Source organism: Streptomyces yangpuensis, from assembly GCF_024666385.1.
In the GTDB taxonomy this organism is placed as follows: Bacteria; Actinomycetota; Actinomycetes; order Streptomycetales; family Streptomycetaceae; genus Streptomyces; species Streptomyces yangpuensis.
The window spans coordinates 30744-45966 of record NZ_CP102514.1 but is presented as its reverse complement, the minus strand read 5'-3'; the positions used below and the strand labels follow the sequence as shown (position 1 = coordinate 45966).

Sequence of the window (15223 nt, the reverse complement as noted above, 5' to 3'; positions counted from 1 at the left end):
CGGAATCAGCCGCCGCCCGGCAGCGAGCCGGACAGCTGGAGCAGTTCCAGGAAGGCGTCGATGCCGGCGGGCACCGGCCAGTCGAGGTCACGCATCGCCGCGAGGTCGGCGGCGGCCCGGGCGGCGACGTCGGGCACGCCCGCGTCCACGGCCTTGGCGAGGACCGCCCAGCCCGCCTCCCACCGGGGACGGGTGAGCTCGCTCTGCACGGCCGCGACCACGGCGATCAGGAAGGCCAGCTGTCGGTCGCCGCGCTCGGGCAGGGCGAAGGCGTCCGGGTCGGCCAGCACCCGGTCCGGGTCGGGCAGGTCGAGGTGTTCGAGGTAGGACAGCAGCTCGATCCCGGCCGCTTCACCGACGGCGCCGGTGAGCGCGGCCGCCAGGGCCTCGCGGCCCGTCGACGCCGCGTAGCCGGTGGCCAGCAGCCGCAGGGCCATCTCCCAGGTACGGGGGGAGGGCCAGCCATGGCCGCGTCCGGCGGCCTCGGCCGGCATGTGGTGGACCAGGCCCGGCCGGGCGGTGAGGAAACCGGAGACGGCGCCGCGGGCACGGGCGACCGCCCCGGACGCCTTGGCGGGATCGACGGTGGGGATCGCCACCTCGGGCCAGGTGCCGGCCATGCCGCGGGCCACGGTGCGCGGGCTGTGCGTCCAGTCGAGGTGGACGAAGCGGTTGGCGAGCGGCGGGCTGAGGTGCCAGCCGTCGGCGGCGCTGGCGGGTGGATTCGCCGCGGCGACGATCCGTACCGCCGACGGAAGTTGCAGGCTGCCGACTCGCCGCTCCAGGACCACCCGCAGCAGGGCCGCCTGTACGGCGGGCGGGGCGGAGGACAACTCGTCGAAGAACAGCAGCCCGTGGCCGGTACGGGCGAGGCGCACCGCCCAGTCCGGCGGGGCCATGGGGACACCGGTGGTGGCCGGGTCGTCGCCGACGATGGGGAGCCCCGCGAAGTCGGAGGGCTCGTGGACGCTGGCGATGACGGTCTCCAGCGGTACGCCGAGCGCGGTCGCGAGCTGCTCCATGCCGGCGGACTTGCCGATGCCCGGCTCACCCCACAGCAGCACGGGCTGATTGGCCGTCACCGCCAGTGCCAGTGCCTCAAGCTGAGGGTTGGTGGCGGGTTCGGTACGGGTGGCGCCCAGCCGGGCGCCGAGGGCGTCGGCGGCGGCCAGGGCCCGGGCGGGCTGCGGCGGCCGGGCGGCACTCATGCGTCCTCGTCCTCTGCCTCGTCCTCGTCCTCGGCGTCCGCGTCGTCGTCCGCTTCGTCGGCGATCTCGTCCTCGTCCTCGTCGTCGTCCTCCCAGTCCTCGCTGTGCTCGTCGAACCAGTCGGCGCCGTTGCCGGGGAACTCCTCCTCGACGCGGTCCCGGAGGAAGGCGAGGTCGGTCCGCTTGTAGCGGCGGATCTCCTGGGACACCGACAGGTCCATCTCGTCCAGGACGTCGATCCGGGAGCCCGCTGCCAGCAGGGCCTTGACCAGCTCGACCGAACCGCCCCAGTGCACCGCGGACAGCAGCGGGGTGCGGTACGCCCTGTCCCGCGCCTCCAGGTCCAGTCCGGCCGCCAACAGCCGGGGCAGGAGCACCTCGTGGTCGAGGAGGTGGAGCGTGTGCAGCAGCCCGCGGTGGCGGCCGTCCCGGATCCGCGGGTCCACGCCCGCGTCCAGCAGTGCCACCACACCGGGGGTGTCGCCGTGCTGGGCGCGCAGGAAGAGCTCGTGCCGCTGGGCCCGCAGGCCGCGCGGCAGCCGTCCCTCGCCCGTGGTCCAGATCTGCTGCACGGCGAAACAACCCGAGACGGCGCCGCCGAACGCCCGCATGGCGCGCTCGCGTTGCTGTTCCTCGGGGGAGTGCGGTATGTCGAGTACGCCGCCGCGCGAGCGCACCTCGTGCCATCCGCCGCGACAGCGCACCCGTACCGGGTGGCCGGCCGTGTCGGGGCCGGGCGGCCCGACGACCGGGCCCGCGTCGGGGAACAGGGCGGAGGCCACCAGGGGGTGCAGCTCGCGCGGGGAGATCCGGCCCGTTCGTACCAGTTCGAGGTCGGGGAGGCGCTGCCAGGCGTACCGGGGCAGGGCCGGGAGGGGAGCCGCCTCGGCCTGCGGGACGACGCGGATCAGGAGACCGTCCGGACCGGTGTGCTCCAGGACGGCCGAGTAGGGCCAGTCGGCCCTCAGCCGGTACCGGTCGCCCGCTCCGGCCGCCACGAGCCGGGTCACCTCCGGCGCGATCCGCGTGAGGTCGACGGGCAGCTGCGCGAGGAGCGCCTCCGGGTCTGCCGGGCGCTGGTACGGCCGGGCGGGAGGAACGGTCAGGTCGCAGGTGATGCCCGCGGCCGCGTACGCGCCGACCGTGTCCCCGGCGGCCCGCAGCCCGGCGATCCGCTCGGCGAGGCCGTCCGGGTCCGGTCCGGCGAAGCGCGTGCCGAGTTCGCCGGTATGGCGGGCGTCCCAGAACGGCCGGATCGCGGTCCAGTTCTCCGGGACGAAGCCACGTCCCGTGTACTTGTTCCGCTTGATGACGACGGGCGCGCAGTGCAGGCGCAGCCGCTGCGAGGCCTCGGTCATGACGGGTGTGGTGACCGACAGGGCCGGCCCGCCGGGCCCGTCGTAGGCGGCGAGGACGATCCGCAGGTCGGGGGCGATGGTGGTGCGGCCGCCCAGGAACCGGGGCAGATGCCAGCGCAGCAGGTCCGGGGCGAAGTGCCGCAGGTCCTCCGCCACGGCCGCGGCCACGGTCGCTCCGTAGCGGGCCTCGATGTCGGGCAGTTCGAAATCGACGTCCACGGCGGCGGCCGCGCAGGCCGCCCGCCAGTCGCCGGCCAGCCGGTGCGCGGTGGCCTGCTCGATCATCCAGCCGGGTACGGCGTAGCGGCGGATCCGCTGCCAGGCCGGGCCGTCCTCCGCCCGGAAGCCGCCGGCCGGTTCCGCGTTCGCAGGGCTCATCGGTACACGCTGCCGATGGCCCGCACGTCGGGGTGGGCGGCCCGGGCGGGGCGGAGCCGTTCGCTGAAGGAGCGCTTCACCCGGCGGGGGAGTCCGGGCCCCAGACCGACGTACTCCAACGGGCTGTCGTCGTGCACGGCGGCGAGCAGGCCCTTGGCGCCGCGCCCGGTCAGACCGGTGTGGCGCAGTTCCAGCCGCCGCAGGGGGCTGCCGGGGAGGGCGGCGGCCAGGGCGTACGCCCCTTCGTCGCCGGGGTGGTTGCCGGGGGCCCCGAGGCTGCGCTCGGACAGGGTCCGGCCGAGGTCGAGGGCCTCGATGCCGCCGAGGGAGGCGGCAAGGGCGTGGGCTCCGGCGGCGCCGATGCCGTTGCCGCCGAGCCCGAGGCGGACCGGGTGCGCGGCGTCGGCCGCGGCGGCGGCGAGGATCGCGGTGCCCTCGTCGCCGAGGTGGTTGGCGGGGGCGTACAGCTCGCGGACGCCGGCATCGCGGATCAGGGCGGCCAGCAAGGGGGCGGCGGTGGGGCCGAGGCCGTTGCCGCCGAGGAAGAGCCGTTCCAGGGGCTGTTCGCGCTCCAGCAGGGCGTCGAGCAGGAGGCGTATGCCGTCGGCGCCGATCCCGGTGTTGACGAGGTCGAGGGTGCGCAGGGCGGTGTTGCGGCGCAGCAGCGCGGCCAGGGTGCGGGCGCCGTCGGCGAAGAGCGGATTGCGCTTGAGCCAGAGGGCGCGGACGGTGGTGTCGTCGGCGAGCGCTCCGGCGAGTGAGCCGAGGCCGTCGGGGCCGATCCGGTTGCAGCCGAGGTAGAGGGTGCGCAGCCCGTGGCCCCCGGTGGTGTGGCCGCCGGTGGTGCGGCCGTTGGCGGCGAGGGCGTCGGCCAGGGTGCGGGCGCCCGTGTCGCCGATGGCGTTGGTGCCGAGGAGCAGGTGGGTGGCGTGCGGGGAGGCTGCGGCGGCCGGCAGCAGCCGTGCGGCGCCGGCCGGTCCGAGGCCCTGCTTGCACAGGTCGACGCGGCCGTCGGTGCGCAGGGTGCCGAGCGGGAAGGTCTCGTCGGTCTCGACGGGGCGGTCCGCGGCGAGCCGGGCGAGCAGCGGGTCGAGGCCCGCCGGGTCGGCCGGTGGCAGATCGGGGTGCTCGATCGCGGGGCACCGTACGGGTGTCGGCTGTGTCATCACCACTCCACCGGTTTCCTTCGCCGGTGCCCGGCGTCCATCACGACTTGAAGAGACGAATACTGCTCAGATATTGCTCAAGAAGACGCAAGACCGGTCGGATTCGAACCGACGTCCTCCAGCTTGATGCTTGGGCGCGACGACCTCTGCGCTACGGCCTTGCTGTCGGCGATCATACCCATACGGTGGCTGAAAATCGATCACCAGTTTGGGTGGGCGGGTGTGAGGGCCGGTGGAGAGGGGGAGAAGGTCTAACCGGACGCGTCGGTGGTGGAGTTGAGCCAGTCATGGCGGCTGTGGCCGGTGTGCCTGGTGGGGGTCACGGCCGCTATGTAATGTCACATTGCATGATGTTCTTACGTCGTGCGGCATCGGCCGCAGCCCTCCTCGCCACCGTCCTTCCCGTGGCGGTCGCCTCGCCCGCGCACGCCACCGCCGACGGCCCGTCCGCCTGCCGCCCCCCGGCGTCCGTACCGCTCGACGCCGAACAGTCGCGGCTCGCGGACCCCCGTACCACCGCCCTCGTCGAGCGGGCCGGTTTCGCGGACTTCGTCCGGAAATTCCCCGCCGCCCTCTGCACCACACGCAGCCGCGCCGAGGCCGAACGGCTCCTCGCATCCTGGGGCCATGCCCTCTGGCAGGCCTCCGTCCGCCGGGCCCAGGGGCAGCGCCCCGGCGGCGACCTCGCCCCCGGGGACGACCGGCCGCTGTACTGGGCGCGACTCGGCATGACCGCCGCACTCGCCCGCTGGCAGCCGCAGTTCACCGTGGACCGGGCGACGCTCCGATCCCGCTTCGAGGACGCTTCCCGAGGCCTCACCGACAACGCCTTCCGGACGGCGCCCGGCGTACGGAGGATCTTCATCAGCGGCTTCGACCCCTTCGGGCTCGACGCGGAAATCCGCCGCGCCAACCCGTCCGGCTCGGCCGCCCTCCAGCTCAACGGACGGCGTGTCACGCTCGCCGACGGCAGTCAGGCCGAGATCCGCGCCGTGGTCCTGCCCGTGCGGTACGCCGACTTCGACGCCGGCATGGTCGAGCGGGCCTTCGCCCCGCACCTGGCCGCCGGACCCGCCGCGGCCGACATCATCACCACCGTCAGCCAGGGCTACCCCGGCATCTTCACCCTGGAGGACTGGGCGGGGCGGGCGCGGTCCGCCGACCCGTACCCCGACAACGCCGACGCCCTCTCCGGCGGCACCCGGGAACGCCCGGTCACGGCCCCCGGCCTCGGCCCGGGCCCGGAGTTCATCCGCACCACGCTGCCCGCCGACGCGGTCACCGCCGCCGTACAGACCCCGTACCCGGTCCTCCTCAACCGCAAGGTGACCGAGATCCCGGCGGGCGGCACGGCTCCCGTCGACCGGGCCGACGGCCCGACGCCCGGCTCACGCGCCGTGGCCGGCGGCGGAGGCGGCTACCTGTCCAACGAGGTCGCCTACCGCTCCAACCGGCTGCGCGCCGAACTCGCCCCGCACCTGCCCGGCGGCCACCTCCACACCCCGGTGCTCACCGGACTGCCGGCCGATCCCCAGCTCCTGACCGGCCCCGAGTTCGAACGCAACGAGAGCGCCATCACGGCAGAGATCCGCGCCGTCCTCCAACACGCCGCCGTACGACGGTAGTCACCGCCCCGCCTGCGGTGCGTCACCCCGCCATGGGGCAGGATGGCAGCCTGTTCCGGATGCGTGCACACGCCCGAACGCGCCCTACAGCACGACGAACTGACAGGTGACAAGGTGACGACACACCTCATACGACGGCCGGCGGCACCCGCCACCACCCCCACGGGCCGGCGCCGCGCAGGGGAGGGGGTCCGTTGAACCGGGACCTCGTCCTGCACGACTGGCTCGTCGCCGGTATCGCCCTGGCGGCGGGCGCCGCGGCCGGGCTGCTGCTGCGCACACTCCTGCGGTGGCTGGCCCGGCACGCCGAGCGCACCCGCTGGCGGGGCGACGACATCATCGTCGACGCACTGCGCACGATCGCCCCGGGCGCCGCCCTCATCGCGGGCGCCGCGGTGGCCGCCGGCACCCTGCCGCTCACGGCGCGCATCTCGGGCTTCGTGAACCAGTCCCTGACCGCGCTGCTCATCCTCATCGCCACGCTCAGCACGGCGCGGGTCGTCGCCGGCCTCGTCCAGTCGATGGCGGGAACGCGCACCGGTGTGGCCGCCTCGGCGTCCATCTTCGTCAACATCACGCGCATCGTGGTCCTCGTGATGGGCGTCCTCGTCGCCCTGGAGACCCTCGGCGTGTCCATCGCGCCCCTGGTCACCGCCCTGGGAGTGGGCGGCCTGGCGGTGGCCCTGGCACTCCAGGACACCCTCGCCAACCTCTTCGCCGGGGTGCACATCCTCGCCTCCAAGACCGTGCAGCCCGGTGACTACATCCGGCTCACCAGCGGCGAGGAGGGATACGTCGTCGACATCAACTGGCGCAACACCGTGGTGCGCAACCTCTCCAACAACCTGGTCATCATCCCCAACGCGCGTCTCGCCCGCACGAACATGACCAACTTCACCCAGCCGGAAGCGCAGTTCTCGATCCTCGTCCAGGTGGGAGTGGGCTACGAGAGCGACCTTGAGCACGTCGAGCGGGTGACCCTGGAGGTCGTCGACGGAGTGATGGCCGACATCAACGGCGCGGTCCCCGACCACGAAGGCGCCGTCCGCTTCCACACGTTCGCGGACTCCCGCATCAACTTCACCGTCATCCTGGGCGTCGGCGAGTTCAGCGACCAGTACCGGATCAAACACGAGTTCATCAAACGCCTGCACCGCCGCTTCCGCGCCGAGGGCATCTCGATCCCGGCCCCGACCCACACGATCGCCCTCCAGCGGGACGAACTCCCGGCCTCGCCCGCCTCCTCCGCGCCCGTCCCCCACCAGCGCACGACGTCACCGTCGATCCTCACGGACAGCGACCGCTGAGACACCGCCCCCGGTCTTCGCGGAACCTCCACGCGCCGGCATGTCAGGGCAACGGCCTCCGCGCCTCACCGACACCTCCCTCCACGAGGTACTGCGCCTCCTGGAGGCAGGCGAGCGCATGCCGCCGGCCCGCGGCCTCGCGGAACGCCTGCCCAAGGGGTCCGCGACGACGGGGAGCCGTCGGCCGTCCTCGCCGAGGCCCTCCTGGCCCTCGTCCGCACCGTCGGCTCAGTCGCGGTGATCAGCCCCCCACCGGGACCCGGCCCCACCGGGCCCCGTCCCGGCTCGCGCGGGCCGCCCGATCGCGGTTTCGTGGTGACAGGGGCGTGTGCAGCGATGCGGCGGCATCGACCGCCGGACCGAGCCCTCGCCGTGACCGAGGAGGGCGGAGCATGTCCGCACCAGGTCCCACCACCAGCCGTCGGCGCCGTGCCGCGGTCCTGACCGCGGCGCTGGCCTGCTCGGCACTGCTCACCGGGCCCGGCCCCGCCGCGGCAGGCAGCCCGCCCGACGCGCCGACGCCCCGGCCGGCCGCGCCCACGGCACCCGTACCCCCCTCGCCGTCACCCTCGGTGGCCGTACCGCGGCTGGACTGGAGTCCGTGCAGACCCGGCAGCCCGTGGGACTGCGCCACGGCGAAGGTGCCGCTCGACCACGCCGCCCCCGCCGGCCGCACCATCGACCTGGCCGTCGTACGCCGCCAGGCCACCGACCCCGCCCGGCGCATCGGCACCCTGTTCGTGAACCCCGGCGGTCCCGGAGGCCCCGGGACCGTACAGGTTCCGCAGAACTACGATGCCTTCCCCGAGGAACTGCGGGAACGGTTCGACATCGTCAGCTGGGACCCGCGCGGGATCGGCAGCAGCACGGCCGTGAACTGCTTCGACACCACCGACGAGGCCAGGGCCTGGGCGGCCCGCCCACCCGCCGGCTTCCCGGTCGGCGCCCAGCAGCGCAAGGCCTGGACCGATGCCTACGACGACCTCGGCCGACGCTGCGAGAAGCGCGACCCCGACCTGCTGCGCCACGTGTCGACCGCCGACACCGCCCGGGACCTCGACCTGCTCCGCCGCTCGGTCGGCGAGCGCCGGCTGAACTACCTCGGCGTCTCCTACGGCACGATCCTCGGCGCCACCTACGCCAACCTCTTCCCCGGCAACGTCCGCGCCATGGTCCTCGACAGCAACATCGCCCCCCGGGCCTGGACCGGTGACCCCGCACAGGACGATCCCCGCACCACGACCCTCCTGCGCATGGGCTCGGACCGCACCGCCGCGGCCACCCTGGACCGGTTCCTCACGCTGTGCGGATCGGCGCCGACGGCCCGCTGCGCCTTCTCGGCGGGCAGTCCCGAGGCCACCCGCGAGAAGTTCGACCGGCTGATGCAGCAGTTGCGGGAGCGCCCGATCGGCTCGTGGACGTACGCCAGGACGGTCGCCGACACGGTGAACTCCCTCTACATCGTCGACCCCGGCTGGACCGCTCTCGCGAGCCGGCTCCAGGAGCTGTCGCAGGGCCGGGCCCCCGAGCCCCCGGTGTACCCGCCGCCACCCCCGGTCGCCGAGCCGAACCCGTACCTGGGGGACGAGCAGGCGGCCGCCGTGTGGTGCGCCGACAGCCCCAACCCGCGCGACCCCGCCGCGTACCAGCGCCTGGAGGAGGACAGCGCCCGCCGGGCGGGCGACGCGGGACGCTTCTGGACGTGGGCGGCGGAGCCGTGCGCCACCTGGCCGGCGCGGGCCGCCGCCGGGTACGACGGCCCGTGGAACACCCCCACGGCCCGCCCCGTCCTGGTGATCGGAACCCGGTACGACCCCTCCACCCCCTACACCGGCGCCCAGGCCATGGCCGCCGAGCTGGCCGACGCCCGTCTGCTCACCAACGACGGGTACGGGCACACCGCGCTGTTCAACAACGGCAGCAGGTGCATCAGCGCGTACGAGAGCCGCTACTTCGTCGACGGCACCCTCCCGCCCCCCGGTACGGTCTGCCGCGCGGACCGTACCCCCTTCTCCTGACGGGCGGGGAACGCGGCGCCCGCCCGTCAGGCACCGCCCAGCCACCCCATACCCACCGTCGTACCGGCGTCGGCACGCGTCCCCTGCTACGCACCCGGTCCTGGAACTCCCGGTGCCCATTCTGACCCCCGGGCCATAAACCGGGCACCGTGAACCACTGTCGTATCGGTGACCTCATCAGGCATGAATCCCTTGAGGCCGAGGCGCACCCCCGCCGTTGTTTTCGGTCAATGCCCGGCGACCGTACCGGAGTTGTTGACCGCTCAACCTCCTGGACGCTGCTGGTCGCGCGGGTGGCCGCGCCCCGGGCGGGCCGCAGGGTCGCATTCTTGCGCTGGTCGGCGGCGCGGCGGAATAAGGCCCTTTACGGCAGGACGGACAACGGGAAAGCTGTAGCACGGCAGCAGCCCACCGATAGTGTTCGCGGCGACCGCAAGAAATACGGCCGCCGGTCGGTGGAGAAACCGGCGGAAATTCCTGCACTTCTCATTCTGATTCTGATCCTGATTCGGGAGCCTGGGAATTCGCGGGACCCGGCCCCTCCAGGCGCGCCCACCGGCAGGCGCACAAAGACATCTAACCCCGCGCGCTCCTGTGCGCTTCTTTTCTGCGCCGGTTGACACCATCCGGTGACGCAATGACACCGTGCGCTTCGTCGCACCCAGTGACGTCCGTCCGGCACGGCCGATACGTTCTTCGTTACCGAAGGCATATTCCAACCAGCGGTCCTCGCCGTTGAGAGGGACAGGCATGACGAGCCACGCAACCGAAGTCGACCTCGAAGAGCTGCTCCGCCGGGCGCTGGACGCCTCCGGTACGGGCCCGCGCTGGACCACCGACGCGGACGAGATGTGGTGCCGCCTCACCCCCCTGACCGCCACGCAACGCGATCAGGGATGGAAGCTGCACGTGTCGGCGACGTCCGCCTCCGCGCCCGCCGTCCTCGCCAGATCCTTGGACGTGCTGCTGCAGGAGGACTCGGCGTTCAAGTTCGCCCGGTCCCTGGAGAAGGTGGGAGCGCTCAACTCCCGTGCCACACCGCGGGGGAGCTCCGGCAAGTTCATCACCGTCTACCCCCGCTCGGACACCGACGCGGCCCGCATCGCCCTGGAGCTGCACAAGGCCACGGCGGGGCTGGCCGGTCCCCGGATCCTGTCGGACCAGACCTACGCCGTGAACAGTCTGGTGCACTACCGCTACGGGGCCTTCGTCGGCCGCCGGCGGCTCTCGGACGACGGTCTGCTGGTGTGGTTCATCGAGGACCCCGACGGCAACCCCGTCGAGGACAAGCGCACCGGCCAGTACTCCCCGCCCTCCTGGGCCGTCAGCCCTTTCCCCGCCTCGGTCCCCGCACCGCCCCGCCAGGGGAAGGAGGCGGGCGGGCCGGTACTGCTCGGCGGCCGCTTCTCGGTCCGCGAGGCCATCCGCCACACCAACAAGGGCGGTGTCTACCGCGGTACGGACGTCACCACGGGCGCACCCGTGGTCATCAAGGAGGCCCGGCCGCACGTGGAGGCCGACGCGTCCGGATCCGACGTACGGGACTGGCTGCGCGCCGAGGCGAGGACCCTGGAGCAGCTGGCCGGCACGGGCCTGGCACCGGAGGCCCTCGCGATGTTCGAACATGCCGGACACCTGTTCCTGGCCCAGGAGGAGATACCCGGCGTGCCCCTGCGCAACTGGGTCGCGGAGCACTTCCGCGACGCCGGGAGCGCGCGGTACCGTATCGACGCCCTGGCCCAGGCGGCCCGCCTGGTCGACCTCGTCGCCGCGGCCCACGCCCACGGCTGCGTCCTGCGGGACTTCACCCCCGGCAACATCATGGTCCGGCCGGACGGCGAACTGCGCCTCATAGACCTGGAACTCGCCGTCATGGGCGACGACACCGCCCTCCCGACGACGGTCGGAACCCCCGGCTTCAGCGCCCCCGAGCGCCTGCAGGACGCACCGGTCTCGCCGACCGCCGACTACTACAGCCTCGGCGCCACCGTGTGCTTCGTCCTCGCCGGGAAGGTCCCCAACCTGCTGCCGGAGGAGCCCGCCACCAGGCCCCCGGAGGAGCGGCTCGCCGCATGGCTGGCCGCCTGCGACGCGACGCTCGACCTCCCGGACGCACTGCGCGGGACCATCCTCGGGCTGATGAGGGACGACCCCGCCGAGAGGTGGGACCCCGCCAGGGCCGGCGAGGCGCTGCGCCGCACGGAACGGGAGCTCCCGCCCCACCGCGGCGCCACCGGCCGCCGCACCGGCTCGGACGACGACGGGACGCAGACCGCCGTGGCGGGCATCGTGGAGCACCTCGTCGACGCGATGACCCCGCACGACGACAAGCGGCTCTGGCCCGTCTCCACCATGGCGGGGGAGACCGACCCGTGCACCGTCCAGCAGGGTGCGGCCGGCGTACTGGCCGTCCTGACCCAGTACTTCGAGGCCACCGGTGACCCGCGCCTGCCGGAGGCGATGGCCACCGCGGGCCACTGGACAGCGGCCCGCACCGACCTGGAATCCGTACGTTCCGGCCTGCACTTCGGCGGCCGCGGCACCGCCTGGGCGCTGTACGACGCCGGACACGCCCTCGGCGACGGCGCCCTCATGGACCACGCCCTGGCCCTCGCCCTCGCGCCACAGGTGCCGACGCCCAGCCATGACATCACCCATGGCTCCGCGGGCGGCGGACTCGCCGCCGCCCACCTGTGGCACCGCACCAAGGACCCGCGCCTGGCCGAGCTGGTCGTCGACGCCGCCGACCGGCTGGCCTCGGCCGCGCGGCGCGAGCCGTCCGGGGTGAGCTGGCCGGTTCCCGCGGAGGCAGTCTCCGAGGAGGCGGGCAAACGCTACCTGGGCTTCGCGCACGGAACAGCGGGCATCGGCTGCTTCCTCCTCGCCGCCGCGACCGTCGCGGACCGGCCCGAGTACACCGAGCTGGCGGTCGCGGCGGGCGAACACCTGGTGGCCCATGCCGTGCTCGTCGGCGAGGCCGCCCAGTGGCCGGCGCAGGCGACGGACCCGCCCACAGCCCCGTACTGGTGCCACGGCTCGGCCGGCATCGGCACCTTCCTCGTACGGCTCTGGCAGGCCACCGGGGACGACCGCTACGGCGACCTCGCCCACCGCGCGGCGCACGCCGTCGTCGAACGCGCCTCCCGCGCGGCCCTCACCCAATGCCACGGACTCGCCGGCAACGGCGACTTCCTCCTCGACATGGCCGACGCCACGGGGGAACCGTCGTACCGCACCATGGCCGAACACCTGGCCCGACTCGTCGTCGCCGAACGGGCCCACCGATCCCGCCACGTCGTCTTCCCCAACGAGTACGGGGACGTATCGACGAGCTGGAGCGACGGATCCGCAGGAATCCTGGCCTTCCTCCTGCGCATCCGCCACACAGGACCCCGGCGCTGGATGATCTGATCCGGCAGCCGGTTTGAGCGGCAGGGACCCTGCTGCCACGTCACAGAGAAGGAGAAAGTCATGGAGAACCGCGACCTCGAACTGCTGGCTCACCTGCACGCCCTTCCGGAGACCGACCCGGTCGGCGTCGACGGAGCCCCGTTCGCCGCGACCTGTGAGTGCGTCGGCCTGCTGACGCTGCTCAACACCGTCTGTGTGGGCATCAGCTGCGCCTGACCCCTACCACGGGCCCCCATCGGGCACCGGACACCGCAGGGGGAACACCGGATGTTCCCCCTGCGGAACCGGGCCGGAGCCGACACGAGCAGGGCCCGACAACCTCCGGCCGGTGGCTGCCCCGCAGCAGCCACCGGCCGGAGCACCACCCGACCCATACCCGGCGAACACCCGTACGTACACACCGAGTCCGCAGAAGAAACCCCGCAGACGAGGACCGACCATGAAGCCGCACGCCGGTGACGACGCCCCCGCTCGGGCCCTCCTCCTGACCGCCACACCCGAGGACCCGGACAGCAACCGGTCCGCGCCCGAACCGGCGTACGCCATCAGCACCCGCGACCTCGTCAAGAGCTACCCGGGCCCGGACGGCACCGCCGTCCACGCCGTCCGCGGCCTGGACCTGGACGTCAGCCAGGGCGAGACCTTCGCCTTCCTCGGCCCGAACGGCGCCGGCAAGTCCACCACCATCGCCATGCTGTGCGCCCTGGCCCGCCCCACCGCGGGACGAGCCGTCGTGGCCGGCACCGACGTCGTCGCCCGGCCCGACCGCGTGCGCCGAAACGTGGGCATGCTCTTCCAGCACAGCGCCCTGGACCCGGACCTGACGGCCGAACAGAACCTGTACATCCACACCCGCCTCTACGGCATGGGCCGCCGCCACGCCCGCCGCCGCGTCGGCGAGACGCTGGAGGCGGTCGCACTCACCGACCGCCGGCGCTCCCCGGTCCGCACCCTGTCGGGCGGCATGCGCCGACGCCTGGAGATCGCCCGCGGCCTGCTGCACGAGCCCCGCATCCTCTTCCTGGACGAGCCGACCACCGGACTCGACCCGCACGCCCGCGCCCAGGTCTGGGACCACCTGCGCACCCTGCGCGAACGGCACGGCACCACGCTCTTCGTCACCACCCACTACCTGGAGGAGGCGGAGAACTGCGACCGCCTCGCCATCATCGACGCAGGCCGGCTGGTCGCGCAGGGCACACCCTTCGCCCTGAGGGCCGCGATCGGCGACGACCGGGTGGTGCTGCGCACCGGCGACGACACGACGGCCCGACAGGTCGTCCACGAGACCGCTCCGCCGGGCACCGCCCTCACCCTGGACGCCGACGGCCTCTGCCTGCGCGTACCCGACGGAAGCGCCTGGATCCCCCGCCTGTGCGCGGCGCTGGAGGCCCACGGGATCCCCGTACGGGCCGCGTCCGCGACCCCGCCCACCCTCGACGACGTCTTCTTCCACCACACCGGCCGCAGCATCACCACGGCACGGCCCCCGCAGCCGGAAACCGGGAAGGACGCATGACCGCACCCGAACCCGCCCCCGTGCGAACCCCCGAGCACCGGGAAGCGGGCACTTCCGCGCCCCCCGCGACCCCGGACCCCGCCGCGACCCCTGACACCCCCGGCCGCGAGCCGACCCGGCTGCGGCGTGAACTGCGCGCGGTCCACGCCCTGGTCCACCGCGACCTGCTGCGCCTGTCCGCCCAGCCCACGCATACCGCCCTCATGCTGCTCCAGCCGGTTCTGTACCTCCTCATCCTCGGCGGCGGGCTGGCCGCTCTGATCCCCACCTCGACGCTCGGCGTCGGCTATCAGACCTACCTCTTCCCCGGCATGCTGATGATGACGGTCCAGACGCCGGCCATCATGGTCGGCATCCGCCTGATCACCGACCGGCAGAGCGGCTACCTGCGCGAGCTCCTCATGGCCCCGGTCAGCCGCACCACCCTGCTCCTGGGCAGCTGCGCCGGAGGCACGACCGTCGCCGCGGTGCAGGGCGCGGTACTCCTCGCCATGGCCGGAGCCGTGGGCCTGCCCTACGATCCGCTGCTCCTGGCGCTGCTCATGGCCGGCATGATCCTGGCCTCGTTCACCATCACCGCCCTGTCCCTGGCCCTGGCCGTGAGTCTCCAACGCGCCGAGGTCTTCCACATGTTGCTCGGCGTCGTGATGATGCCCCTGCTGTTCCTGTCCGGCGGGTTCTTCCCGCTCGACAGCCTGCCGGGCTGGGCCCGCTCCCTGGCCGCCGTGAATCCGATCGCGTACGGGGTGGACCTGCTCCGCCGCTCCATCACGCTCCGGCTGCCGGACCGGGCCACCGCGGCGGGCATCGAGTGGTTCGGCAGCCGCCCCCCGCTGGCCCTCGAAGCCGCGGCCTTCCTGGCGACCGGAGCCCTGGCACTCCTCTGGGCGGCTCACCGCTTCAAGCGCCCCGACTGAGACGGCCCCCGTAACAGACTGTCACCGTCCGGACCGCACAGCCCCCTACTCCCGGAAATGCGTTCCGGAGAACGGCCGACATCGAATATCCGTCCCCCTCGGAGCGGTATTGTGTTAGCCGATACTTTCTGCATCTCCCCGCGCGCCGAGTCCATGCCGCTACGGAAGGACAGTCTCCGCGCGGTGTCGTGAAGATGTCTCACGCATGTCCGAGAATGAGCGACATTCCCGCACGCGTTCGACCCGAATTCATCCCGTCCCCCCTTGTTCGCATGGCGCGAGGAGGGTAAGTGACCCGAATCCCCGGCGATTCGGA

At 73.3% G+C, this 15223-nt stretch carries 10 protein-coding genes; 7 read left to right on the top strand and 3 right to left on the bottom strand.

Annotated features, from left to right (window positions below):
* Nucleotides 1-5 precede the first annotated feature (5 nt).
* Genes NRK68_RS00190 through NRK68_RS00180 form a run of 3 tightly spaced genes read right to left on the bottom strand, consistent with a single transcriptional unit; the run spans nt 6 to nt 4110 of the window.
* Nucleotides 6-1208: an AAA family ATPase gene (locus NRK68_RS00190; RefSeq protein WP_257854296.1), complete on the bottom strand. Its 1203-nt coding sequence runs from the start codon at nt 1206-1208 to the stop codon at nt 6-8.
* Nucleotides 1205-2944 carry an ankyrin repeat domain-containing protein gene (locus NRK68_RS00185; RefSeq protein WP_257854295.1) on the bottom strand — a complete coding sequence of 580 codons (1740 nt, stop codon included), beginning with the start codon at nt 2942-2944 and terminating at the stop codon, nt 1205-1207. The genes NRK68_RS00190 and NRK68_RS00185 overlap by 4 nt, the downstream gene beginning before the upstream one ends.
* Nucleotides 2941-4110 carry a leucine-rich repeat domain-containing protein gene (locus NRK68_RS00180; RefSeq protein WP_257854294.1) on the bottom strand — a complete coding sequence of 390 codons (1170 nt, stop codon included), beginning with the start codon at nt 4108-4110 and terminating at the stop codon, nt 2941-2943. The genes NRK68_RS00185 and NRK68_RS00180 overlap by 4 nt, the downstream gene beginning before the upstream one ends.
* A gap of 347 nt (nt 4111-4457) precedes the next feature.
* Here NRK68_RS00180 and NRK68_RS00175 point away from each other — a divergent pair, with 347 nt between their 5' ends.
* From NRK68_RS00175 to NRK68_RS00145, 7 genes are all read left to right on the top strand, one after another.
* Nucleotides 4458-5735: a PA0049 C-terminal domain-containing protein gene (locus NRK68_RS00175; RefSeq protein WP_183069432.1), complete on the top strand. Its 1278-nt coding sequence runs from the start codon at nt 4458-4460 to the stop codon at nt 5733-5735.
* A gap of 194 nt (nt 5736-5929) precedes the next feature.
* Nucleotides 5930-7042, top strand: a complete 1113-nt coding sequence (locus tag NRK68_RS00170; RefSeq protein ID WP_183069431.1) for a mechanosensitive ion channel family protein — start codon at nt 5930-5932, stop codon at nt 7040-7042.
* 392 nt (nt 7043-7434) lie between these two features.
* On the top strand, nt 7435-9060 hold the full coding sequence (locus NRK68_RS00165; protein ID WP_183069430.1) for an alpha/beta hydrolase: 1626 nt from the start codon (nt 7435-7437) through the stop codon (nt 9058-9060).
* A gap of 750 nt (nt 9061-9810) precedes the next feature.
* Nucleotides 9811-12471, top strand: coding sequence for a class IV lanthionine synthetase LanL (gene lanL / locus NRK68_RS00160; protein WP_183069429.1), 2661 nt, complete (start codon nt 9811-9813; stop codon nt 12469-12471).
* 60 nt (nt 12472-12531) lie between these two features.
* Nucleotides 12532-12687, top strand: coding sequence for a VenA family class IV lanthipeptide (locus NRK68_RS00155; protein WP_167350579.1), 156 nt, complete (start codon nt 12532-12534; stop codon nt 12685-12687).
* 223 nt (nt 12688-12910) lie between these two features.
* Nucleotides 12911-13990 carry an ATP-binding cassette domain-containing protein gene (locus tag NRK68_RS00150; RefSeq protein ID WP_183069428.1) on the top strand — a complete coding sequence of 360 codons (1080 nt, stop codon included), beginning with the start codon at nt 12911-12913 and terminating at the stop codon, nt 13988-13990.
* On the top strand, nt 13987-14907 hold the full coding sequence (locus NRK68_RS00145) for an ABC transporter permease (RefSeq protein WP_257854291.1): 921 nt from the start codon (nt 13987-13989) through the stop codon (nt 14905-14907). Before NRK68_RS00150 ends, NRK68_RS00145 begins: the two co-directional genes overlap by 4 nt.
* Nucleotides 14908-15223 lie beyond the last annotated feature (316 nt).

Bases quoted from the DNA above. Each gene is read 5' to 3' on its own strand.
- NRK68_RS00185 (WP_257854295.1), bottom strand. From the start codon at position 2,944: ATGAGCCCTGCGAACGCGGAACCGGCCGGCGGCTTCCGGGCGGAGGAC.
- NRK68_RS00150 (WP_183069428.1), top strand. From the start codon at position 12,911: ATGAAGCCGCACGCCGGTGACGACGCCCCCGCTCGGGCCCTCCTCCTG.
- NRK68_RS00180 (WP_257854294.1), bottom strand. From the start codon at position 4,110: ATGACACAGCCGACACCCGTACGGTGCCCCGCGATCGAGCACCCCGAT.
- NRK68_RS00145 (WP_257854291.1), top strand. From the start codon at position 13,987: ATGACCGCACCCGAACCCGCCCCCGTGCGAACCCCCGAGCACCGGGAA.
- NRK68_RS00190 (WP_257854296.1), bottom strand. From the start codon at position 1,208: ATGAGTGCCGCCCGGCCGCCGCAGCCCGCCCGGGCCCTGGCCGCCGCC.
- NRK68_RS00155 (WP_167350579.1), top strand. From the start codon at position 12,532: ATGGAGAACCGCGACCTCGAACTGCTGGCTCACCTGCACGCCCTTCCG.
- NRK68_RS00175 (WP_183069432.1), top strand. From the start codon at position 4,458: ATGATGTTCTTACGTCGTGCGGCATCGGCCGCAGCCCTCCTCGCCACC.
- lanL (WP_183069429.1), top strand. From the start codon at position 9,811: ATGACGAGCCACGCAACCGAAGTCGACCTCGAAGAGCTGCTCCGCCGG.
- NRK68_RS00165 (WP_183069430.1), top strand. From the start codon at position 7,435: ATGTCCGCACCAGGTCCCACCACCAGCCGTCGGCGCCGTGCCGCGGTC.